Consider the following 20,652-nt stretch of genomic DNA (forward strand, 5'->3'; position numbering starts at 1 on the left):
GGGGGACGCACGTGTCCGAAGATCCGGGCAGTGAACGTGTGATCGCGGGGCGCTACCGGCTGCTCTCGCCCTTGGGCGAGGGCGGTATGGGCACGGTGTGGCGCGCTCGCGACGAAGTGCTGCAACGCGAGGTCGCCGTGAAGGAGGTCCGCGCCCCGGCCGGGCTTCCCGGGTCCGAGATCGAGCGGATGTACGCGCGTCTGGAGCGGGAGGCGTGGGCGGCGGCCCGTATCTCCCACCGCAATGTCGTGACGGTGTACGACGTGGCCATGGAGGACGGCCGGCCCTGGATCGTGATGGAGCTGATCCGCGGCATCGCCCTCTCCGATCTGCTGGACGCCGAGGGGCCGTTGGACCCACAGCGCGCCGCCCACATCGGCGCCGAGGTGCTCGCCGCGCTGCGCGCGGCGCACGAGGCGGGGGTCCTGCACCGGGACGTCAAACCGGGCAACGTGCTGATGGCGAACGACGGACGGGTCGTCCTGACGGACTTCGGCATCGCGACGGTCGAGGGCAGCTCCGCCCTGACCATGACGGGCGAGGTCATCGGATCGCCGGAATTCCTCGCCCCGGAGCGGGCGTTGGGGCGCACCCCCGGACCCGAGTCGGATCTGTGGTCGCTCGGCGTGCTGCTGTACGCGGCGGTCGAGGGCAACTCGCCCTTCCGGCAGCCCACTCCGCTGAGCACCCTGCGGGCCATCGTCGACGAACCCCTGCCGCCGCCCCGTCGCGCGGGCCCGCTCGCCCCCGTCATCGAGGGGCTGCTCGCCAAGGACCCGGCCGAACGGACGAGCGCCGGCTCGGCCGAACACGAACTGCGCGTGGTCGCGGCGGGCGGTAGCGCGCCCACGCGTCCCATGGGCGCCGCGACCCGCTCTTCCGAGGCACCGACGATCGGGGCGTTCGGACTGCCGGCGCCGTCCTCCGCGACACCGCCCCAGGGGTTCGGTCCGCCTCCCGCGACCCTGCCCTCGGCCACTCCCGCACCGGAGCCCGACCGCAACCGCCGGGCGGCCGTCGCCATCATCGCGGGCCTGGTCGCGCTGGCACTCGCCCTCGGCGGGCTGACGTACGCCCTGCTGAACCAGGACGACGGCGACGGCGGGAACACCGGGCAGGGGAACAGCAGCAGCGGGGGCACCACCGACGGCGGGACCTCGGGCGGCCGGAAGAGCGAGAGCGCCACCGCCGGTACCACCGGCGGCAAGATTCCCTCCAGCAGCGCTCCCGCGGGCGGGAGTTCGACCACCGCGCCGCCCGCGCAGTCCGTCCACGTGACGCTCTCGGGGCATCACAGCGACTACCGGGGCAGCTGTCCGCCGCCCGCCGCCCAGGCTCCCTCGTTCACGGCGACGTTCACGGTGGGCCGTGTCCCGGTGGACGTCGAGTACCGCTGGGTGACGAAGACGGGCGAGGTGACCGATCCGGGCTGGAAGACGCTGTCGTTCCCCGCGAACGGCGGCAGAACGCAGCAGAAGACGGTGGTGGCGACGACGTACGACACGAGCGGGGAGTTCGCCAACTCGATCAGCGTGGAGGTGCGCAGCCCGGTGCGCGTGGCCTCCGACTCCGTTCCGTTCACCATCACGTGTGTGACGGAGACCCCGACGGACGGGGCCTCCGCGTCCGTGTCCGCATCCCCCTGACAGGGCGGGCGATGTCCCGGCGGGGCGGACGTCCGCCCTGCCGGGACGGATGTTCTCTCGAAGGGTTTCCGGGGTGGGGGCCCGGAGGTCAGACGGCTCCGGAGAAGGCCGGCAGGTAACCGCCGGAGTGGCCGCTCGCGGTCGGGTGGTACGACACGCCGATGTCGAGCCAGTTCAGGCTGTGCAGCCAGGCGCTGCCGGAGCAGATCTCGTGGCCGGTGAAGGTGCCCCTGACGTCGGCGAACGTGAAGCCGTGGGCGCCGGAACGAGTGGCGATCGCGCTGTCCAGATAGTCGGCGGCGCCGTTGATGGCGGACCGTTCGTTCTCCGAAAGTCCGGTCAGGCAGCTGCCGTTGAGCTTGTAGAAGCGGGGGTAGCCGATGACGACCACGTGCGCGGCCGGGGCTTTCGCGCTGATCGCCGAGTAGACCGAGTCGAGCTTGCCGGGGAGCGTGGAGTCGACGTACGCCTTCGCCGTGGCGATGCGTGCCAGGCAGTTGCTCTCGGACTGCAGGACGCAGGTCGTCATGACGTCCGAGAAGCCGGCGTCGTTGCCGCCGATGGTGATCGAGACGAGGCCCGTGGCGGAGCTGAGCGGGCCGAGCTGGTTCGCCAGGACATCACCCGTACGAGCGCCCGAGCAGGCGGTGAAGTCGAACGACGAGGGTGAATGCGCGGCGTTCCAGAGATAGGGGTACGCCTTCGTGCTGCGGTCGCAGGAGCCGCTCGAGCTGATGTAGCTGCCCGCGCCGACGCCGGAGGAATAGGAGTCACCGAGCGCCACATAGCCGGTGGCGGCCGCGGTTTGCGCCTGCGCCGCGGCCGCCCCGGTGAGGGCGAGGCCGACGGCCAGGAGGAGTGAGGTCATGTATGCCGAAAATCTGGGACGTCTCATGGAACCTCCCTTTAGCAGGATCTCTGCCACAACTTTGGTAGCAGCTACGCATGTTGACAGGAAGTGTCCATGCCAAGACTCTTAACGCATCAACCAGCCGATCCGCCCCCGTTCATCACATATTTCGCTACATGTCCATGACGGTCGGGTGACAGCCGGATGACTCGGGCCGATGGCTCGTCAACTCCCGCAAGCCGCACCGGAGACGGCGGCCGTCCTGTACGGCGAAGCCGTAACGCCCCTGGGAAGATGCGGAGTTGACATTCCGTCCGTGATCCACGGCGCCGGGGGAACCGGCCGTGGGACGGATCCCGTCGCACCGCGGTCCCGCAACAGGACGGCCCCGCGGCGGTAGGGAGGGGATACACCGGAAGGACGGGACGAGCGCGACACATACGACGCACCGCGGAAACCGGGTGCACGGGGCGCCCTTGTGACAGATCATGGCGACATGTCTGCGAACCCACACGACGCTCTGCCGATCAGGCTCAACGTCGACGACAGCGACTCGCCGTCGGACGTCGTCGACGCGCTGTTCCTCGGCCGCTTCGCGACGGGCGAGCAGCCGCACTCGCACGCGGCGAACATCGACCGCGTACGGTCCGGGGCCACTCTGCTCCCGCCGGGCGCCCGGGTGCTGCGCTCCGCGCGCGACGACGACCGCAGCGCCACCCTCGCCGAGGGCGACGGCTGGACCCTGCTGGTGTCCCGCTGGAACCGCGGTGCCGACGTCACGGTGACCGCGACCAGCGTCGAGCTCGCCGAGAAGGTGCTGAAGCAGGCCACGGACGGCGCGGCGGACGAACCCGAACCGCAGCCGGAGAACGTCACGATGGGCTTCTGGTACGTGTCGCCGCGCCGGGGACCGCACCGCACGACCCGGCAGATCTCCGCGGGCACCTGGGAGGAGATCCGCCCCAACTACACGGCGCCGGTGGCGGACGCCATGGACCACCTGATGAAGACGACCCCGGAGGGCATCGCGGGCCGGCTGCTGCTGCTCCACGGGCCGCCCGGCACCGGCAAGACCTCCGCCCTGCGCACGCTGGCCCGTTCCTGGCGCGACTGGTGCCAGGTGGACTGCGTGCTGGACCCCGAACGCCTCTTCTCCGACGTCGGCTATCTGATGGACATCGCGATCGGCGAGGAGGACGGCACCGGCAAGGGCCGCTGGCGGCTCCTCCTGCTGGAGGACTGCGACGAACTGATCCGCGGCGAGGCGAAGCACACGGCGGGCCAGGCCCTGTCCCGGCTGCTCAACCTCACCGACGGACTGCTCGGCCAGGGCCGCAACGTCCTCGTGGGCGTCACGACCAACGAGGACCTGGAGCGCCTCCATCCCGCCGTCGTCCGCCCCGGCCGCTGCCTCGCCCGGATCGAGGTCGGACCGCTCACCCGCCGCGAGGCGGTGGGCTGGCTGGGCACCGAGGAAGGCGTCTCACGCGAGGGCGCGACCCTCGCGGAGCTGTACGCGCTGCGCCGCGGGACGACCCCGACATCCGTCCCGGACCAACGCGAGGGCGCGGACGCGGGGCTGTACCTGTAACCGGCCCGGTCCGAACGGCGCCCGCCTCGGCGCCGGGGTCTGTCGTTCGGATCAGGTGGCGCCGTCCTCGAAGGCTGCCCGCAGTGCGTCTCGTACGGCGTCCAGGGCGGCGTCCTCCGTCAGGCCGAGCCGTCGCGCGCGCTCGGCGTAGGCCTGCGCGGCCGTCGCCGCCTCGCGGGACGCGGCGTCCCCGGCGGCCGCCACGAACGTGCCGTTGCGGCCCCGCGTCTCGATCACCCCGTCCGACTCCAGGGCCCGGTAGGCCTTGGCGACGGTGTTGGCAGCGAGGCCGAGCGACTCGGCCAGCCCCCGCACCGTGGGCAGCTTGTAGCCGACCGGCAGCGCTCCGGACCGGGCCTGCTCGGAAATCTGGGCGCGCACCTGCTCGTACGGCGCGGCCCCCTCTTCGATGCGGATCTTCAGGGTCACGCGGTGATTGTCCCGTACCCGCACGAAAATGAGAGGCACCCGCACGCGGCGCCCGCGTAGCGTGCGATCACATGACCGTGATCGTTCGCGAACTGCGGCACGGAGACCCGGTGGACGCCGCGGGCTTCGCGCACATTCGTCACCAGGCCCTCCCGTTCATGCTCTTCACCCCCGAGTCCGTCGCCTACGACCTGGAGCGGGCCCATCCGGACTCCCACTACCGGCCGCTGGTGGCCGAGGAGGACGGGGAGCCGATCGGCACCGCGCAGGTGAGCCTTGTCCACGACAGCCCCGAGCCCGGCCAGGGGAACCTCAACATCTACGTGCACCCGGAACGGACGGGACGCGGCGCGGGTTCGCTGCTGGCCCGCACCGCCGAGGAGCAACTGGCCGCCCTGGGCGCGACCCGACTGCACGCCTGGGTACTGGACGCACCCGAGAACCGCGCCTTCGCCGGGAAGCGGGGCTATCGCGCCGCCCGCTCGGCGCACTTCCTCCGCCTCGACCTGGCGAACGGCACCCTGCCCCCGCTCCAGTCCCCGCCGGACGGTGTGGAGTTGCGAACCGCGGCGGACTTCGCGGACGATCCCAGGCCACTGTTCCGGCTGGACGCGGAGACAACCCTCGACGAACCGAGCGACATCGAGCACGAGTTCACGGACTACGACGCCTGGCTGACGGAGACCTGGCACCACCCTCTCCTGAACCTTGAACTCACGTCCGTCGCGCTCGTCGACGGCCGCCCGGCGGCGTTCAGCGCGGCCCGCACCGACGGCGGCACCCGCTACGGCACCGTGATGACGGGCACCGGCCGTGCCTTCCGGGGCCGGGGTCTGGCCAAACTCGCCAAGAACCACTCCCTGCACCGGGCCCGCGCGGCCGGGTTCACGGACGCGTTCACGGGCAACGACGCCGGCAACGACCCGATGCTGGCGATCAACACATGGTTCGGCTATGAAATCTGCGCAACGGAGGTGAGGTATGTCCGTGACCTCGGCTGACACGCCCGGCACGTTGGAGATCGTGCTCGTCAAGGCGGGCCGTACGAAGATCAGTTACCCGGCCGAGCTGCTCGCCGACGACGGCACCCGGGTCGTCGTGCGCGCCCCCTGGGCGGGAGACGGCGTCCGTGACTTCGGCTTCGTACGGTTCGAGAAGGGCGACATCTTCACCGAGTACTACTGGCGGGACCGCTGGTACTCGGTGAAGGAGGTCCGGGACGCGGCGGGTGAGCGCAAGGGCTGGTACTGCGACATCACCCGTCCGGCCACCCTCTCCGGCGGCCGGCTGGTCGTCGAGGATCTCGACCTCGACCTGTGGCGATCGGCCGACGGCACGGACGTACGACGCCTGGACGAGGACGAGTTCGCGGAGAGCGGCCTGGCGACCACCGACCCGGCCGCCGCGGCCGCCGCCGAGAAAGCCCTGGACGACCTCGAACACCTGGCCCGCGAGGGCGGCTTCGAGGCGCTGCTGGCCTAGGGGGTGTCGTTTGGATCATGCGGCGGGACGCGGGGCAACCGACAACGCACCGCACCTCGGCGCCACCTGATCCAATCGACAGACCCTGGCCGCCACGTACCCGGCGAGACCGCCGGACGCGCCACTCGGTGACTGGCCCCGCTCGATGACCGACCCTGCTCGATGACCGGCGCCGGTCAATGAGCAGCGCTGCTCAGAAGCGGGCCACCACCGCGTACCGCTCGTCCCCGACGTCGCGGCCCCACAGCCGCGCGTCGGCCGACAGCGGGTCCACCCGCAGGTCGGCGGGGTCGGACAGCAGCGGCCGGAGCAGGGTGGCCATCCGTTCGGCGGATATACCGACCGTGCTCACGGTCCCCCACACACCCTCGACGAGCACCAGCCGTCCTCCCGGGCGCAGCAGCCCGCGCCAGTGCCGCAGCACCCGCCCGGGATCGGGCAGCGTCCACAGCACATGGCGGCTGAGCAGGACGTCGAAGCGCTGCTCCCCGACGGGTGGCGCCACCGCGTCGCCGACGAGGAAGACCGCGTCCCGCCCGGCCAGCTTGGCGCGGGCCTGGCCGATCATGCCCGGGGCGAGATCGACCCCGGTGACCCGGTGCCCCTGCTCGGACGCTATGAGCGACAGGCTGCCGGTGCCGCAGCCCACGTCGAGCAGGTCACCGGAGGTCTCGGGCAGCCAGTCCCGCAGCCGGGCGACCCAGGCACCGCGGACCTCGGGATCGCGCAGCCCGTGGTCGGGTTCCTCGTCGAACGTGCCGGATTCCGCGTCCCAGTCGACGCCCGCCCGTGTATTCGTACCGCCGTCGCTCACCATGCGTTCCACGGTGTCACCCACCACTGACAATCGGCCCGCGCCCATCACGGACGGCCGGCGAGTGACCCGCGCCACAGACATTTCGCGACCGATGAGGAACTCTCCCCGAAACGGTCTACCTCCGTACAACCGCGGAATCCGGTAGACACGAGGAGGCAGCCATGCGCCGTGTGACCGTGCAGAAGCCCCTGAGGAAGTCGGACTCCCGCCGTGTACGGGACGAGCCCGACGAGCGCCCCGCCGAGCGTCCGGAGGTCCGGAAGGACATCGCGCGCACCTGGTGGCCGGACGGCTGAGCCGGCGCGCCGGGCACGGCGCGCGTTCCGCCGGATCAACGGCGGGCGGTGAAGCCCCGCGGTCGGCATGCGGTGAAGGCCTGCCGACCGCTCACCGTGGATCCCGTCAGACCAGCCGCTTGCGGTAGTGGATCCGGTCGTACGGCCCGTCGGCGCGCCGCTCGGCGACCTCGTACCCGTATCTCGGATAGATCTTCTGGTTCTCCCACATCATCGCGTTGGTGTAGAGCCTGATCTCGTCCAGCCCGAGCGCCCGCGCGTGTGCCTCGACGAAGCGCAGCAGCCGGCCCCCGATGCCCCGGCCGTGGGCATCGGGCCGGACCGCGATGATGTCGAGGTACAGATGGTCCGGGCGTTCCTCGACGACCACGAGCCCGAGGACCGGCTCGCCCGTGACGAACACCCGTCCCGCGGCCACGTTCGCCGCGTGGTCCGCTTCCATGGGCACCGGCACGAGCCCGATGCGCTCCACGTAGGGCTGGAAGGCGGCGTCGATCACGGCTTTCACGACGGGCACGTCGGCGGCGCCGGCCGGCCGTACCCCGAACCCCTCGGCCGTCTCCCCGAATTCGCCCGACGTCTCCGCCATGCCCGCACCCACTTACCTGATCGCAGTCACGTACACCCCCTGTATACCGAACGCCGCCCCGAAGCTCCTCAGCCGCGACGGCTGGAGGGCGATGCGCCAGAGCCGCTAGTGTCGCCGCAAAGGACGCGGACGCGCCTTCCTCAGGTGCGCTCGAAAACGCCATTGGTGGAGGAACAGTGTCCTTTGCTGCGGGAAACAGCACCCACGTCTTTCTGAGCGAGACGGAACATCATGGCGGCACTGTCACCGACCCCGGAGGACTACGGGCGCGGATAGTGCAGAACGCTCTCTTCGCCGAGCGGCTGGTCATCACCGATTCCCAGGTGCTCCACAACGTGGCATTACGTTCACTCCTCGACGGGCAGACCCCGTCGACTCCCGAATGGCGTGCGGATCTCGCCGAATTGATCAGCTCGGGCATGCTGGTCATCGTGCGACGCGACTCGGCGGGTTCCTTTCGTGAGATCCGGGACGAACACAAGGCGCGCAATGTCGTCGATGTTCCGACCGAGGAATACGCCGAACTCATGGACGAGATCACCGAAGGACATATCGCCCCGTATTCAGTGGACGAGGTGAGCGCGCGCTTCAAGCGGAGGACGGCGGATCGTCTGTCCGATCTGATCGGACCGCCCGACGATGCCTATTCCCGGACCCTGCGTGCCGCGGTGGAATGGATCCACGGTCAGGATCCGCTTTACTACAACTCCCTGCGCGGATGGATCGCGGAGCGGCGAGCGGCCCATGGAGAGAGCTCCGAAGTCGCGCTGGCGGCCGTCGAGCGGTCGGCGAACTGGTCCTTCAGAACTTCCTTGCCCGCCGTACTGGAGATGCCCGTGGCATGGGGCGCCGTGCGCACGCCGTCCACGGTCGCGCTGCAAGGGGACGCTCTCCAGGGCGAATTGACCCTGCCTGGCTATGCACTGAACCCCTATGTACTGGCGCGCCTCCCCGCGGGCGTGGTCAACGAAGCCGTCGGGCTCGCGTCCCGGAAAGTGGTCGTCGATCAATTCGCGAAGGCGCACAGCGGCCGACCGGTGGACACCGACGCGCCGAGGGACGGCGTCGAAGACTTCTGCATGCACCTCCAGGAAGCCGCGGTCGCCGCCTTCCGAGGCCTCGACGCCGACGCTCTGGCCGCGGTCCGGGACGAGCGGGTCAAGGCCAGGCTCCACGTCTCGGCATCCTCCGTCGCCACAGGTTCCCTCGACACCCTGATCGGATTGATAAGTTCCGGCTTCAACCCTGCCTCGCTCATGCTCAATCTGCTCTCCATGCCCTTCGACATCGCCCAGGACAAGAAGGAGAGGAAACTGAAGAAGGAATCCGAAAGGCTCAAGAACGCCTGGCGGCTGGAGAAGCAGCTCCCCGATCATGAGAAGCTGCTGCGGATCGTCAGTCCGACGGAACCCCCCGAATGAAGTGACCGGCCGCTAGGGCTCCCGTGGCCAAGCCAGTGCGGCGGCGGCGATGATGACCGCACACCGTACTCGCTGCTCCGTGAAGGCTGTCCGCAACTCGGGGGAGCTGAACCAGACCGGTTCCTCCACCGATTCCATGACTTCCGGTGACCGCTTCCCGAACCCAGGGGTCGCCACGAAGGCCTCGACCACCTCGATGGAAGACTCGATCAGGCCGGTGTCCGCGTATAGCACACCCACACGTTTGGTGGTGGTCGCGGTCAGGCCGGTCTCTTCGTTCAATTCCCGGGCCGCGGCTTCCTCGACCGACTCGCCGGGCTCCCGGCCTCCCCGCGGGAATTCCCACGACAGATCGCCGATCGGGTAGCGAAAAGCGGGAACGAGCGCGACGGTGTCGGCCCAGCGGGGCACAACGACAACACCCGGCGTCGAACAATTCCACCGAAGATAGCGTCCCGGTTCCCCGTCCGGAGAGACGACCGCGTCGTCGTACAGGCTTCCGTAGGCGTTCCGGTACACCTCGACAGCCTCTTGTCTCCGGATACGGCGTGGTTGCATCGACTGCCTCCGAGAACAGACTTCGAGAATTGATCCACAAGGCGACACCCCATCAACCGTGCCCGTAGGCCCGGCCGGCCAATCCACGGGTGGCAGTCGGCAGAACACCCCGCCTCCCTCCGGAGACAGCTCCGTGCGAGCCGTACGGGCCACCGCTCGGCTGTCACGGTGACCTGCGCGCGGGAGCGGACGGCCACGGACCGTTCAGCGCCCCCAACACCGGCACCCGGCAGGCGGGACAGCCCCTTCGAACGCCCTTCCTCAGCCCCCCGTTAGCTCTGCCTTAAAGGCACCATAAGGATCTCCGTCACCCGCCTCCAGCAGGCGATTCCACGGCTTCTTGGGGCTAGCTTTCTGATCACCCCCCACGGGATCCCCGCACGGAGTGCCGTGCGGGACTCACCCCACGCACCAGGACCGTTCGAGGAGTTCCCCATGTCCGCACGCCGCAAGGCCGCCGGCGTCGCCGTCCTCGGTATCGCCCCGCTCGCCCTGTCCGCGCTGGCCGCCGCGCCCGCCTCGGCGCACGGCTCGATGGGGGACCCGGTGAGCCGGGTGTCCCAGTGTTACGCGGAAGGTCCGGAGAACCCCCGGTCGGACGCCTGCAAGGCGGCCGTCGCGGCAGGCGGCACCCAGGCGCTCTACGACTGGAACGGCATCCGTATCGGCGACGCGAACGGGCGGCACCAGGAGCTGATCCCGGACGGCAAGCTGTGCAGCGCCGGCAACGCCGAGTTCAAGGGGCTCGACCTGGCGCGCTCCGACTGGCCCGCGACGAGCGTGAGCAGTGGCTCGTACACCTTCAAGTACCGGGTGACCGCACCCCACAAGGGCACGTTCAAGGTCTACGTCACGAAGTCGGGCTACGACCCGTCGCGGCCGCTGGCCTGGGGCGACCTCGACCTGGCGCACCCGGTCGCGACGGCCACCGACCCGGCGGCCTCGGGCGGCTTCTACACGTTCTCCGGCACCCTCCCGGAGCGCTCCGGCAAGCAGCTCCTGTACGCGGTCTGGCAGCGCTCGGACAGCCCGGAAGCCTTCTACTCCTGCTCCGATGTGGCGTTCGGCGGCACAGGTGGCGACAAGGGGACGGGCGGCGGCAGCGCTCCCGCGCCGAGCGCCTCGGCGCCGTCCGAGAAGCAGATCGAGGACGGCAGCGACAAGTCGACCGTGGAGCACCACGGCCACGGTGACGACGATGCCGGTACGTCGGCGGAGCCGGCCGCGAGCGCGGACACCGCCGAGACGGCCGGGGACACCAAGTCGGCCGGGGCGGCCGAGGACTCCGGGGCCACTGCTGATTCCGGTGATTCCGCGGGCTCTTCGGACTCCTCGGAGAACCTGCCGGAAGCCGCCGGTTCCGCTCGGAGTCTCGCCGAGACCGGCGGCGACGCCTCCACCTCGTACATCGCGATCGGCGGTGCCGCCGCGCTCGCGCTCGGTGCCGCGGCGCTGTTCGCCTCGGTGCGGCGGCGCGCGACGCCGGGCAGCCGGCGCGGGCGCTGAGAGCCGGACGACTCCGGGGGCTGACCGGCGGCTCAGGCCGGACAGCCCCCGGCGGCGTGCTCCGCCGTCCGCGTTCCGCACATGCGGGACGCGGACGGACGATCACGCCAGTGTGCTCGGGCGGACCACCATGGACGAGTGGTCCGCCGAGCCGGTCAGCTGAACACCGACGCGCAGGTGGTGGTGGACGCGTGCGCCGGGTCGAGCGCGTTCGCCACCTCGTGGTACGCGATCCGGTCGAAGATCCCGATGGCCACGTGCTCGGAGAGGTCGAGCCCGCACAGGTTCTGCAACAGGACGTTGTGGACGTCGGATCCGCTCAGGAACCCGGAGTCGTACGGCGTGACCACCTCGTCGTACTTGGTGGCGATGACCGTGTAGTGGACGCCGGGGACGGTGTCGCCGCCCGCGTTGAGCTTGGTCAGGAACGCGGAGCCGGCGATCTGGTCCGCGAGTCCCGGAGTCGCCGTGGACAGCAGGTCCTCCGCGCCCGGGAAGTACGGGAGCAGCTTGGTGAGTCCGTTGAGGGACGTGCCGTGGTTGTCGGGGGCGATACCGACGAGGGCGTTCACCTTGGCGGCTCCGCCGAGGAACTTGAGGTAGTAGCGGGGCATCATGCCGCCCTGCGAGTGACCCACCACGTCGACCTTGGCGGTGCCGGTCGCGGCGAGCACTTTGTCTACGAAGACCTGGAGCTGTGCGGCCGACTTGTCGATGGGGCCGAGGCCGTTGAAGAAGGGGACGCCGGGCAGCTGCCCGTAGTCGAGGGAGAAGACGCAGTACCCGCGGCTGGTCAGGTAGGGGGCGAGGGCCAGCCAGTTGTCGACGGAGTTCCCGAAGGTGCCGTGGACGAGGACGACGGGGCGCGGGTGCGTGGCGGACGGCTTGCAGGAGTAGTTGTTCCAGCCACTGCTGGGGGCGGAATCAGCTTGTGCTGTGGCGGCGGGGACGACGGCGACCATGGCGGTCAGGAGCAGCGCGGCCAGGGGTCTGAGCACTCGCTTCCAGGGCAGCATCGGGTGATCTCCTTGCGGCTCAAGGGAGTTGTGGGGGTTTACGCCCTGTGATCCGGATCACGAGGATGCTGTTCACTCGTCAAGTTACGGGCGAGTAGCAGACGTGTGAAGTTACGCGTCAGTAAAAACTTCCAGTGATAGCCGGAACGACCGCCGCCGGTGACGGAACGTCACCAGGTGGGCCTGATGGGACCGTAGGGCGCGATGCTCGCCAAACGCGTGCGCAACGCGCGCATTTCACTCTCCCCCAGCACTTCGGCCCACGCCCGTACGGCGTCCGCGGCCGCCTCTTCGGCCGCCCGGGTGCAGGCCCACCCGAGCTCGGTGAGCACGAGGAGCCGGGCCCGCGCGTCGTCGGGGTGCGGCCGCCGCTCCACGTACCCCTTGCGGACGAGCTCCTCGACGAGCTGACTGGCGGCCTGCTTGGTGACCCCCAGGTGGGCGGCGACGTCGGTGACCGTCGCTCCGTCCGGAGCGAGCCGTGCGAAGGCGAAGCCGTGCGCGGGCCGCACCCCCTCGAACCCCCGGGCGACCACGCCTTCGTGGATACGTTGCGTCAGCTCGCCGGCGGCGGCGAGCAGGGCGGCGGACAGGGCCATGGCCTCGGAGTTCTGCACGCACGCATTGAAACACCCTTGACTATTCGGTCAAGCTGCTTGACCATAATCGCGAGACAGATAGTCAAGCTAATTGACTATGTTCCCGACGGTCGGCGGCCCCGCCGACTCACCGATCCTGGAGGCACCCGTGCCCGTCGTCCGTTCGTCCGAAGCCGTCGCCCACGAGGTCCACGGCGCCCGTTTCGTCTCGTACGCCGCTCCCCGCAGCGGCAGCAAGGAGCTGTGCGCCTGGCGCGCGGAGATTCCCGCGGGGCATCAGGCCCCCGTGCACACCGTCAACCGTGAGGAGATCTTCCTTCTCCTCTCCGGCGAACTGCTGGTCACGCTCGACGGCCGCACCGAGCGGATCACCGCGGGCGACACCGTGATCATCACCCCGGGCGCGACCCTCGGCATCGAGAACCCTGCCCAGGAGGCCGCGCTCTCCTGGGTCACCACGTCCATCGGCCTCCAGGCGCAACTGGCCGACGGCTCGACCCTCACACCGCCCTGGGCGAACTAGGCGCCCCAAAGACGCCGGCCCCGGACGGCGTCACGTGGCCGGCGTCCCCGGGCCGATCACGTGCGGGCCGAACTTCGCCCGCGCCCGGTCGGCGACCTCATCGATACGGCGGACCTTCTCGTCGACCGGGTCGAAGGTGAGCCGACGGGAGGCCTGCGCCGCGGGGGTCAGCCCCTCGGCGCGCAGGGCGATCACACGGACCCGGGCACGCTGGAGGCCCAGCGCCTCGTACATGCGGTACACGGTGCCGGTCAGCGTCGAGGAGTGAGCGGTCGCCTCCGTGAGGGTACGGCTGCGGGTGGTCGCGGAGCGGTCGGCGTAACGCACGGTGAGGGTCAGTGTGCGGCAGACCTTCTCCAGGGAGCGCAGCCGGGTACCGAGGAGCGTCGGCGTTCCTCCCGCCCGGGACTCCCCAGCCGGGAGAAACCGGGAGCCCCGCCCCCGCGACGTACGCGGGAGCGGGGCTCCGCCTTCCCGGGGGAGGCCTGGCCGGGAAGACCGTCAGCCGGTCCGGGCTCCGAAGCCCGTCGGCCGGTCAGCCGGTCAGCCGGTCCGGGCTCCGAAGGCCGTCAACCGGTCAGCCGATCTGGGCGCCGAAGGCCGAGAGCGCCTCGGGCACCGGCTGGAAGAAGGTCTCGCCGCCCGCGGTGCAGTCACCGCTGCCGCCGGAGGTGAGGCCTATCGCGGTGTCACCGGAGAAGAGCGAGCCGCCGCTGTCGCCGGGCTCGGCGCAGACGTCGGTCTGGATGAGACCGTTGACGACATCGCCGTTGCCGTAGTTCACGGTGGCGTCCAGGCCCTTGACCGTGCCGTCGTGCACCTGGGTCGTGGAGCCGCTGCGGGTCACCTTCATGCCGACGGTGGCGTCGCCCGCCTTGGTGATGGGCTGCGTGGAGCCGTTGTAGAGGTCGACCTCGCTCGGGTGGTCCGTGGTCGCCGTGTACTTGACCAGGCCGAAGTCGTTGTCGGGGAAGCTGGACTGCTCGTTCGTGCCGATCTGCTTGCCGTCGGAGTCCGACCAGGTGGAGATCGCCTCGGTGCAGTGCCCGGCGGTGATGAAGTACGGCTGCCCGCCCTTGACCACGTTGAAGCCGAGCGAACAGCGCCCGCCGGAACCGCTGATGGCGTCACCACCGGCGATGAAGGGCTTGAACTCCCCCTTCGTCCGCTTGAGTTCGGCCTTGGCGCCGAGACCGTCGACGACCTTGGCGAGTCTGGCCCACTCGGCGTCGGAGACCGTGCGGTCGGCGGTGACGACGACCTGGTTGGTCTCCGGGTCGGTGGCCCAGGACGTACCGGGGATGCTCGCGTCCTTCTTGAGCGTGGTGCGGGCGCCGGACAGCTCGGCGAGGGAGTTCTCGACGATCCTGGCCCTGGCTCCGGCCGCCGTGACGGTCTTGGCCGCGGTCTCGTCGAGCACGTTGACGACGAGGTGCCGGGACTTCGCGTCGTAGTACGTTCCCGCGGCATCGGCGCCCAGGTCCTCGCCGAGGGCCGAGGCGAGCTTTCCGGCCGCCGTGACGGAGAGGGTGTGCGGTCCGTGGCTCTTCGGGGCCTCGCTCGCGTTCGCAGTCTGGAAGGTGACTCCGGCGGCGACGAGTGCGGCGATGCCCGCGCCCGTCATGAGGGCAGGCCTCTTGGACATACGTCGGTGCTTCAACTCACGTCCTCCTGTGGGGGGTCGGTCCGGGAGGTTGTGGGGACCTCCGGGACCGGAAGGCGTACGGACATGGGCGCCGGGCACGACGAAAAGTCCGTACCGTCGCGTCCATGCCAGTTGTTCCTCGACCACTATTCCGAGACGCACAGGGAACACACAAGGTCGACTTCAGGACGCCTGTACGACAACAGCCGTACCGCTTCTACGTCCTGACTGTGCGTGGTCACGCCCCGTGGATTCGCACAGCAAACACGGAGACACGCGTCGCACCGCACGGCTCACGAGATCCGGCCCTGTCTTGATATCGCCCTCGCGTGGGGCGGATCCAGGAAGGCTCTCCCGCAAGGCGGTTGCTTCCGCACCGGTCGCTCCGCCACCCGGCGGACTACTCGGGCCCGGTCCCGGGCTGCCGCTCCACCACGGGTGACGCACCCGGCGTCCGCTCCGGCCCCGAGTCCGGCTGCGGCTGCGCCACCGCCGGCGGCTGTCCCGACTGGGCCCGTTCCAGGAAGCGCAGCAGTTCGACCGGGAAGGGCAGGACGAGGGTGGAGTTCTTCTCGGCCGCGACGGCCACCACCGTCTGGAGCAGCCGCAGTTGGAGCGCGGCCGGCTGTTCCGACATCACCTCGGCGGCCTGCGCCAGCTTCTTGGATGCCTGAAGTTCCGCGTCCGCGTTGATGATCCGGGCCCTGCGCTCGCGGTCGGCCTCGGCCTGGCGGGCCATGGACCGTTTCATCGTCTCGGGCAGCGACACGTCCTTGATCTCGACCCGGTCGATCTGCACGCCCCAGCCGATCGCCGGGCTGTCGATCATCAACTCCAGCCCCTGGTTGAGCTTTTCGCGGTTGGAGAGCAGGTCGTCCAGGTCGCTCTTGCCGATGATCGACCGGAGGGAGGTCTGTGCCATCTGGGAGACCGCGAAGCGGTAGTCCTCGACCTGGATGATCGCGTTCGCCGCGTCCACCACCCGGAAGTAGACGACCGCGTCCACGCGGACCGTGACGTTGTCCCGGGTGATGCCCTCCTGGGCCGGGATGGGCAGGGTCACGATCTGCATGTTGACCTTGCGCAGCCGGTCCACGAACGGCACGACCATGGTGAAGCCGGGGCCGCGGACCTCGGAGCGCAGCTTGCCGAGCCGCAGCACCACGCCCCGTTCGTACTGTTTGACGACGCGGGCGGCGGCCATCGTGTAGACCAGCCCCACGGACACGACGGAGACTCCCGCCACCACCAGTTCCTCGACCATCACGGCCCCCAGGGTCCGACGTGGCGCACCGGGCGTACGGAGCGCGCGCTTCGAAGGTAGACCCGTCACCGGAGCAAGGGCGAGCCCCCGCACGTCGGTTGCGTGCGGGGGCTCGCCGGTTGGTCCGCCTGCCGTGGGTCCGGTCGCGCGGTGTCCCGTGGGGGGTGCCGGCCCTGTGGGTCGAGGAGTCGACGAACGGCCGGTCCGTCGCGCGACCGGACGGGTCAGCCGACGCTCACGCCGTAGTAGCTGAGCGCCTCGGTGACCGGCTGGAAGAAGGTCGTACCGCCGGAGGTGCAGTTTCCGCTGCCTCCGGAGGTCAGACCGTAGGCCACGCTGCCGCCGTACAGCGGACCGCCGCTGTCTCCGCCCTCGGCGCAGACCGTGGTCTGGATCATGCCGTAGACGACGTCACCACTGCCGTAGTTGACCGTGGCGTTCAGTGCGGTGACCCGGCCGCTGTGCGTACCGGTGGTCGAGCCGCGCCGGTAGACCGTCGTGCCCACGCTGGGCGTGGCCGCGCTGCTGATCGTCTGGCTGCCGACCGCGCTCGGGTGCGCGACCGTGGTGCTGGTGTACTTGACCAGCGCGAAGTCGTTGGTCGGGAAGCTGTAGCTGACGTTCGTGCCCAGCTTCGTGGTCTGGCCCGAGTTGGAGTACCAGGTGGAGGCGACCTCACCGCAGTGGCCGGCGGTCAGGAAGTAGTAGGTGCTCCCGCTGTGCACGTTGAAGCCGAGCGAGCAGCGGTAGCCGCCGCCGTAGATGGCGTCGCCGCCGGTGATCAGCTTCTTGAAGGTGCCCGGGGTGTGCTTGATGGTGAGCGCGGCCGCGTTGCCGCCCGCTTCCTGCTTGATCTTCGCGATCTCCGCCTTCGAGACCGTGCTGTCGACGGTGACGACCACACGGTTCGTCTTGGCGTCGACCGCCCAAGCGGTGCCCGCGATGTCGGACTTGAGTACCGACTGCTTGGCACTGCTCAGCTGGGTGGCGCTGAACGTCTGGGCGTCGGACGCGTTCGCGCTGGGGACCGCGAACGCTGCGGCGGCGACGAGTCCGGTGGTCACGGCGATCAGCCGGCTCCGTCTCGCGATGCCACTGCGGGGGGTGGTGCGCTTGATCCTCACGTTTCATTCCTCCGAAGGGAAGTAAGGGGTCCCGTGTCGTGGGGTCGGGGCCCGTGAGGCGCAGCCGGGAGCCGCCCGTCCGGATTCCGAACAAGCCATGCCCCTGACAAGCGCTGAGGGGGAGTATTCGGCTGTGCGGCCGACAGACGCAAGGGCGCCTTTCGGCCGTGCAGCGTTCAACTTGCCCTCATCCACCGGAGGTTGATCATCGGACCACTGAAGGCGCAGGATTTCCCGCGCGTTTTCAGGAGTCCCGGGGACCTCAGGCCAATCGGCGCTCCCCCGCGGCGACGGCCACGCGCAGCGTATTTCCGGGCGGCGGGAACGGGCAGACGAAATGGTCGGCGAACGCGCACGGCGGAAGCACGGTCCGGTTGAAGTCCACCGTCGTACGCCCCTCGGCGTCGGGCGCCGCGGGGCGCAGGAACCGGAAGCGGTAACTGCTGTCCCCGCTGGTGGTGTCGGCGAAGACGGCCCACAGCGTGCCGTCGCTCTCGACCGACACCTGGAGGGTGAGGTCCTGCCCGTCCAGGGTGAAGGCGAGGACTCCGCCGAGGGCGAGCCCGCGGGTCACCCCGTCGGCGTTCTCGACGCGCACGGTACGGCCCTCGCCGTACGGGGTGAACTGTCCGGGCACCGCCCAGCGCCCGTCGTACGGGGTCGCCTCGATGCCGGCGAAGGCTTTCCGGCCGGGCGCGTCGGGGTCGTAGTCGCGTACGCCCCACGTCCCCTCGCGCGCCAGGACGACGAACCGCCGCTCCCCGCGCCCGACCCGGGCTCCGCCGGCCGGTCCGTAGTCGGCGTCCAGCGCGATGTCGCCGGTGAAGGGCTCGCCGTCGACCGTGAGCCCGTCCTCGGCGGCCGCCGTCAGGGTCACTTGGCCGCCCTTGACGGCCCAACGCCCGGGGATGTCCGGAAGTCGCCCTTCCGGATAGTTCTCGATCCAGTGGGTCCCGGTGAGCGCGAGCGGTCCGTACGGCGCCGAAACCGTCGCCACGCGGTGCTCCTGCCAGTGCTTCCAGTCCTCGGGTGCGTCCGTCGTCATGTGATCAACCCTTCCACACGAGCGGCTCGGCCAGGTCGAGGTGCGGGCGGCGACGTGAGGCCCGTTCATTCGGGTTATTCGGCTATTGGCTATTCGGTGCGGAACGATCCGCGGTCCTGGAGCGGCGGCATCACCCGGTCCACGGACTCCTCTGGTCCGCAGGGCATCGCGGGGGCACGAGGGCGAAGCCGTCGGCGGCACCGCCCCCGTACGCCTTTCCGCCCGTCACAACCCGCAGTCACAGCACGAGCAGCACTCACAGCATTCGCAGCACTTGCACGCCTCGCAGCAACCGCAGTCGCAGTCGCAGTCGTTCAGACACCCTTCGCGCTTCTTGCGCGACCACGGACCCTCGTACTGGTCGGCGCAGCACATCTTGCAGGTGCAGCACAGTCCGACGGCGGCCGCGCAGCCGGCCCAGAATCCGCGCTTGCCGGGGTTGGGTGGCTGGACGGAAGGGCCGCCGCCGAAGGGGTCGCCCCCACCGGTGTACGGATTCCCGCCGTGCCGGGGCGGCCCGAAGGAGCCCTCGGGGCCGAGCAGGACGGCGGATCCCGGCGCGTCGAGGAGACGGCCGGACCCGGGAGAGCCGAGGGCGCCGTGCGGTCCGTGTGCTCCGTCCCCCGCGTGCCCGCACCCCGACGTCCCGAACGCGCGGTCCACCGAGCGGCCCAGTTCGTGGGCGAGCAGCACATGCGCCAGTCTGCCGTCGGTGAACTCGGCCTCGCGCAGCGCGAGCCGTATCCCGTGCAGGGCGTCGTCGGCGAGCCTGCGGGCCTCGGTGAGCGAGGTCCCGGTGGCGGAGAGGGGGTTCCAGGCTCCTGACGCGGCGTCGGTTTCCCTGTCCTCCACGGCGTCCAGCAGATGAGCGAGCCGTCCGAAGAGCCGCCCGGCCTCGGCCAGCGGAGCGGCGTTGCCGGGGCGGCCCGCGAGGACGGCGGTGTAGGCGAAGGCTGCGGCGGTGGCGGTCTCGGTGGGTTCGGTGACGGTCAGCAGCGGTGTTCCGGGCCCGGCCAGCGCCTCGATCCCGACCTGCCGGTCCACCGCGTCGACGAGCACGGCCGTGTCGAAGCCGACGGCGGTTCCCGTTCGCGCCCCGGCCCTGCCCCAGCTCGCGGCCACCCGGCGCGCGGCCAGCGCGACCGGCTTGCGCGCCAGGAGCCCGTCCCCGTCGGCGACATGGTCGCGGACCTTCGCCGAGGCGAGGACCAGGGAGACGGCGGCGGCGAGCCGCGCGCCCTCGCCCTGCGCGACGGAGGCGGTCCGCATGCCGCGCAGCGGACAGGGGCCCGCCGTGCGCCGCCATCCCGTGGCCCGCTCGGCCTGAGCCTCCGTCAGAACCGATACCAGCAGGCCGTCATAGTTGGTGACCACCCGCGCGAACTGACCATGGTCCCCGCGCAGCGCGAGACAGAGCCCGCACAGATGCGCCATCCACTGCGTCTTGAGCCCCTCACCGAGACGGTGGCTGCAGGGCCTCACGATTCCGAACACGACACTCCCCCGTGACCTGTACGACATTGAGGTCGGGCATCGTATCGACCCTCCCGTTCACCCGTACGCACCGCCCGTCACCCGGTCGCCGCGAGAAATCATATTTCACTCTCAGTCAGCAGCCTTACCCCGTACGACCCTTGGGGGGCGCGGGCTCTCGACGGATTCGCTGTGCACCAGTACCGTCACGAAACCCCCACGCGGCGTCTATCCACTTGGCGCGACATCCGCATCATGGACGACCATGGGGATGCGGAAGCACGAAAGACCGCTGTGAGAGGAGGCGTCCATGGGATCGGTGCGCAAGGCGAGTGCCTGGCTTGGCCTCGTCGACGACAACGATGACGAGCGTTACTACGACGACGACTACGCCGAGGGTCAGGACTCCGGCGACGCCTGGGTCACCGACCCTCGCGTGAAGGTTGCTTCCGAGACGGCGGAGGAGAAGGGCCGCCGGATCGGCACGGTCACCCCGGACAGCTTCCGGGACGCACGCGGTATCGGCGAACTCTTCCGGGACGGCGTCCCGGTCATCATCAACCTCACGTCCATGGAGGCCGCCGACGCCAAGCGCGTGGTGGACTTCGCGGCCGGCCTGACCTTCGGCCTGCACGGCACCATCGAGCGGGTGGCGACCCGGGTCTTCCTGCTGACCCCGGCGCACACGGAGATCGTCAGCGGCGACGCCGCGGGCCGTCAGACCGACGGCTTCTTCAACCAGAGCTGAGGCAGGGCCGCTCACCGGCCCTGCCCGGCC

Annotated in this window: 21 protein-coding genes and 1 pseudogene; 9 read left to right on the plus strand and 13 right to left on the minus strand. The window is 70.2% G+C overall.

Features of this window, described 5'->3' with window-relative positions:
* Nucleotides 1-11: 11 nt before the first annotated feature.
* Nucleotides 12-1,646, plus strand: a complete 1,635-nt coding sequence (locus OG485_RS11450; RefSeq protein WP_328667964.1) for a serine/threonine-protein kinase — start codon at nt 12-14, stop codon at nt 1,644-1,646.
* An 88-nt stretch (nt 1,647-1,734) separates the two neighbouring features.
* Here OG485_RS11450 and OG485_RS11455 read toward each other — a convergent pair whose 3' ends face one another.
* A complete protein-coding gene (locus tag OG485_RS11455) occupies nt 1,735-2,541 on the minus strand; it encodes an SGNH/GDSL hydrolase family protein (RefSeq protein WP_328667965.1) in 807 nt (268 codons plus the stop codon).
* 451 nt (nt 2,542-2,992) lie between these two features.
* Here OG485_RS11455 and OG485_RS11460 point away from each other — a divergent pair, with 451 nt between their 5' ends.
* Nucleotides 2,993-4,087 (plus strand): DUF5925 domain-containing protein, encoded by a 1,095-nt coding sequence (locus OG485_RS11460; protein WP_326788681.1) that lies wholly within the window; start codon nt 2,993-2,995, stop codon nt 4,085-4,087.
* 51 nt (nt 4,088-4,138) lie between these two features.
* On the opposite strand, the gene OG485_RS11465 is transcribed toward OG485_RS11460, so the two are convergent.
* The gene (locus OG485_RS11465; RefSeq protein ID WP_328667966.1) at nt 4,139-4,516 is read right to left on the minus strand and encodes a GntR family transcriptional regulator; all 378 of its coding nucleotides are present in this window, start codon (nt 4,514-4,516) and stop codon (nt 4,139-4,141) included.
* A gap of 71 nt (nt 4,517-4,587) precedes the next feature.
* Here OG485_RS11465 and OG485_RS11470 point away from each other — a divergent pair, with 71 nt between their 5' ends.
* Both OG485_RS11470 and OG485_RS11475 read left to right on the plus strand, forming a co-directional pair.
* Nucleotides 4,588-5,517 (plus strand): GNAT family N-acetyltransferase, encoded by a 930-nt coding sequence (locus OG485_RS11470; RefSeq protein WP_328667968.1) that lies wholly within the window; start codon nt 4,588-4,590, stop codon nt 5,515-5,517.
* Nucleotides 5,498-5,998 carry a DUF402 domain-containing protein gene (locus OG485_RS11475; protein ID WP_328667970.1) on the plus strand — a complete coding sequence of 167 codons (501 nt, stop codon included), beginning with the start codon at nt 5,498-5,500 and terminating at the stop codon, nt 5,996-5,998. Before OG485_RS11470 ends, OG485_RS11475 begins: the two co-directional genes overlap by 20 nt.
* Nucleotides 5,999-6,191: 193 nt before the next feature.
* On the opposite strand, the gene OG485_RS11480 is transcribed toward OG485_RS11475, so the two are convergent.
* Nucleotides 6,192-6,815 carry a class I SAM-dependent methyltransferase gene (locus OG485_RS11480; RefSeq protein ID WP_328674316.1) on the minus strand — a complete coding sequence of 208 codons (624 nt, stop codon included), beginning with the start codon at nt 6,813-6,815 and terminating at the stop codon, nt 6,192-6,194.
* Nucleotides 6,816-6,976: 161 nt separating this feature from the next.
* On the opposite strand from OG485_RS11480, the gene OG485_RS11485 reads away from it, so the two are divergent.
* Nucleotides 6,977-7,111, plus strand: coding sequence for a hypothetical protein (locus OG485_RS11485; RefSeq protein ID WP_263974428.1), 135 nt, complete (start codon nt 6,977-6,979; stop codon nt 7,109-7,111).
* A gap of 106 nt (nt 7,112-7,217) precedes the next feature.
* On the opposite strand, the gene OG485_RS11490 is transcribed toward OG485_RS11485, so the two are convergent.
* Entirely contained in the window at nt 7,218-7,700 is a 483-nt protein-coding gene (locus tag OG485_RS11490; RefSeq protein WP_328667976.1) for a GNAT family N-acetyltransferase, read from the minus strand.
* 176 nt (nt 7,701-7,876) lie between these two features.
* Here OG485_RS11490 and OG485_RS11495 point away from each other — a divergent pair, with 176 nt between their 5' ends.
* Nucleotides 7,877-9,121: a hypothetical protein gene (locus tag OG485_RS11495; protein ID WP_328667978.1), complete on the plus strand. Its 1,245-nt coding sequence runs from the start codon at nt 7,877-7,879 to the stop codon at nt 9,119-9,121.
* 12 nt (nt 9,122-9,133) lie between these two features.
* Here OG485_RS11495 and OG485_RS11500 read toward each other — a convergent pair whose 3' ends face one another.
* Nucleotides 9,134-9,787, minus strand: coding sequence for an NUDIX hydrolase (locus OG485_RS11500; RefSeq protein ID WP_328667980.1), 654 nt, complete (start codon nt 9,785-9,787; stop codon nt 9,134-9,136).
* Nucleotides 9,788-10,114: 327 nt separating this feature from the next.
* On the opposite strand from OG485_RS11500, the gene OG485_RS11505 reads away from it, so the two are divergent.
* Nucleotides 10,115-11,185, plus strand: a complete 1,071-nt coding sequence (locus OG485_RS11505) for a lytic polysaccharide monooxygenase auxiliary activity family 9 protein (RefSeq protein WP_328667982.1) — start codon at nt 10,115-10,117, stop codon at nt 11,183-11,185.
* 155 nt (nt 11,186-11,340) lie between these two features.
* On the opposite strand, the gene OG485_RS11510 is transcribed toward OG485_RS11505, so the two are convergent.
* Together OG485_RS11510 and OG485_RS11515 are read right to left on the minus strand one after the other, a co-directional pair.
* Nucleotides 11,341-12,201, minus strand: coding sequence for an esterase/lipase family protein (locus OG485_RS11510; RefSeq protein ID WP_328667984.1), 861 nt, complete (start codon nt 12,199-12,201; stop codon nt 11,341-11,343).
* Between the two features lie 170 nt (nt 12,202-12,371).
* Nucleotides 12,372-12,818 carry a MarR family winged helix-turn-helix transcriptional regulator gene (locus tag OG485_RS11515; RefSeq protein ID WP_328667986.1) on the minus strand — a complete coding sequence of 149 codons (447 nt, stop codon included), beginning with the start codon at nt 12,816-12,818 and terminating at the stop codon, nt 12,372-12,374.
* A 130-nt stretch (nt 12,819-12,948) separates the two neighbouring features.
* On the opposite strand from OG485_RS11515, the gene OG485_RS11520 reads away from it, so the two are divergent.
* Nucleotides 12,949-13,323, plus strand: a complete 375-nt coding sequence (locus OG485_RS11520; RefSeq protein WP_328674317.1) for a cupin domain-containing protein — start codon at nt 12,949-12,951, stop codon at nt 13,321-13,323.
* Nucleotides 13,324-13,353: 30 nt separating this feature from the next.
* Here OG485_RS11520 and OG485_RS11525 read toward each other — a convergent pair.
* From OG485_RS11525 to OG485_RS11550, 6 genes and pseudogenes are all read right to left on the minus strand, one after another.
* A pseudogene (locus OG485_RS11525) lies at nt 13,354-13,704 on the minus strand (DinB/UmuC family translesion DNA polymerase); the annotation flags it as partial.
* Between the two features lie 196 nt (nt 13,705-13,900).
* Entirely contained in the window at nt 13,901-14,983 is a 1,083-nt protein-coding gene (locus OG485_RS11530) for a S1 family peptidase (RefSeq protein WP_328667988.1), read from the minus strand.
* 385 nt (nt 14,984-15,368) lie between these two features.
* Entirely contained in the window at nt 15,369-16,232 is an 864-nt protein-coding gene (locus tag OG485_RS11535) for a slipin family protein (protein ID WP_328674319.1), read from the minus strand.
* Nucleotides 16,233-16,456: 224 nt separating this feature from the next.
* Entirely contained in the window at nt 16,457-17,356 is a 900-nt protein-coding gene (locus OG485_RS11540) for a S1 family peptidase (RefSeq protein ID WP_326788668.1), read from the minus strand.
* A gap of 262 nt (nt 17,357-17,618) precedes the next feature.
* The gene (locus OG485_RS11545) at nt 17,619-18,401 is read right to left on the minus strand and encodes a DUF1684 domain-containing protein (protein WP_328667990.1); all 783 of its coding nucleotides are present in this window, start codon (nt 18,399-18,401) and stop codon (nt 17,619-17,621) included.
* A 225-nt stretch (nt 18,402-18,626) separates the two neighbouring features.
* Nucleotides 18,627-19,895: a DUF5685 family protein gene (locus tag OG485_RS11550; RefSeq protein WP_328667992.1), complete on the minus strand. Its 1,269-nt coding sequence runs from the start codon at nt 19,893-19,895 to the stop codon at nt 18,627-18,629.
* A gap of 289 nt (nt 19,896-20,184) precedes the next feature.
* On the opposite strand from OG485_RS11550, the gene OG485_RS11555 reads away from it, so the two are divergent.
* Nucleotides 20,185-20,622 carry a cell division protein SepF gene (locus OG485_RS11555; protein ID WP_328667994.1) on the plus strand — a complete coding sequence of 146 codons (438 nt, stop codon included), beginning with the start codon at nt 20,185-20,187 and terminating at the stop codon, nt 20,620-20,622.
* The last annotated feature ends 30 nt before the right edge of the window (nt 20,623-20,652 follow it).

Origin of the sequence: Streptomyces sp. NBC_00328, from assembly GCF_036139655.1 — a bacterium.
In the GTDB taxonomy this organism is placed as follows: domain Bacteria; phylum Actinomycetota; class Actinomycetes; order Streptomycetales; family Streptomycetaceae; genus Streptomyces.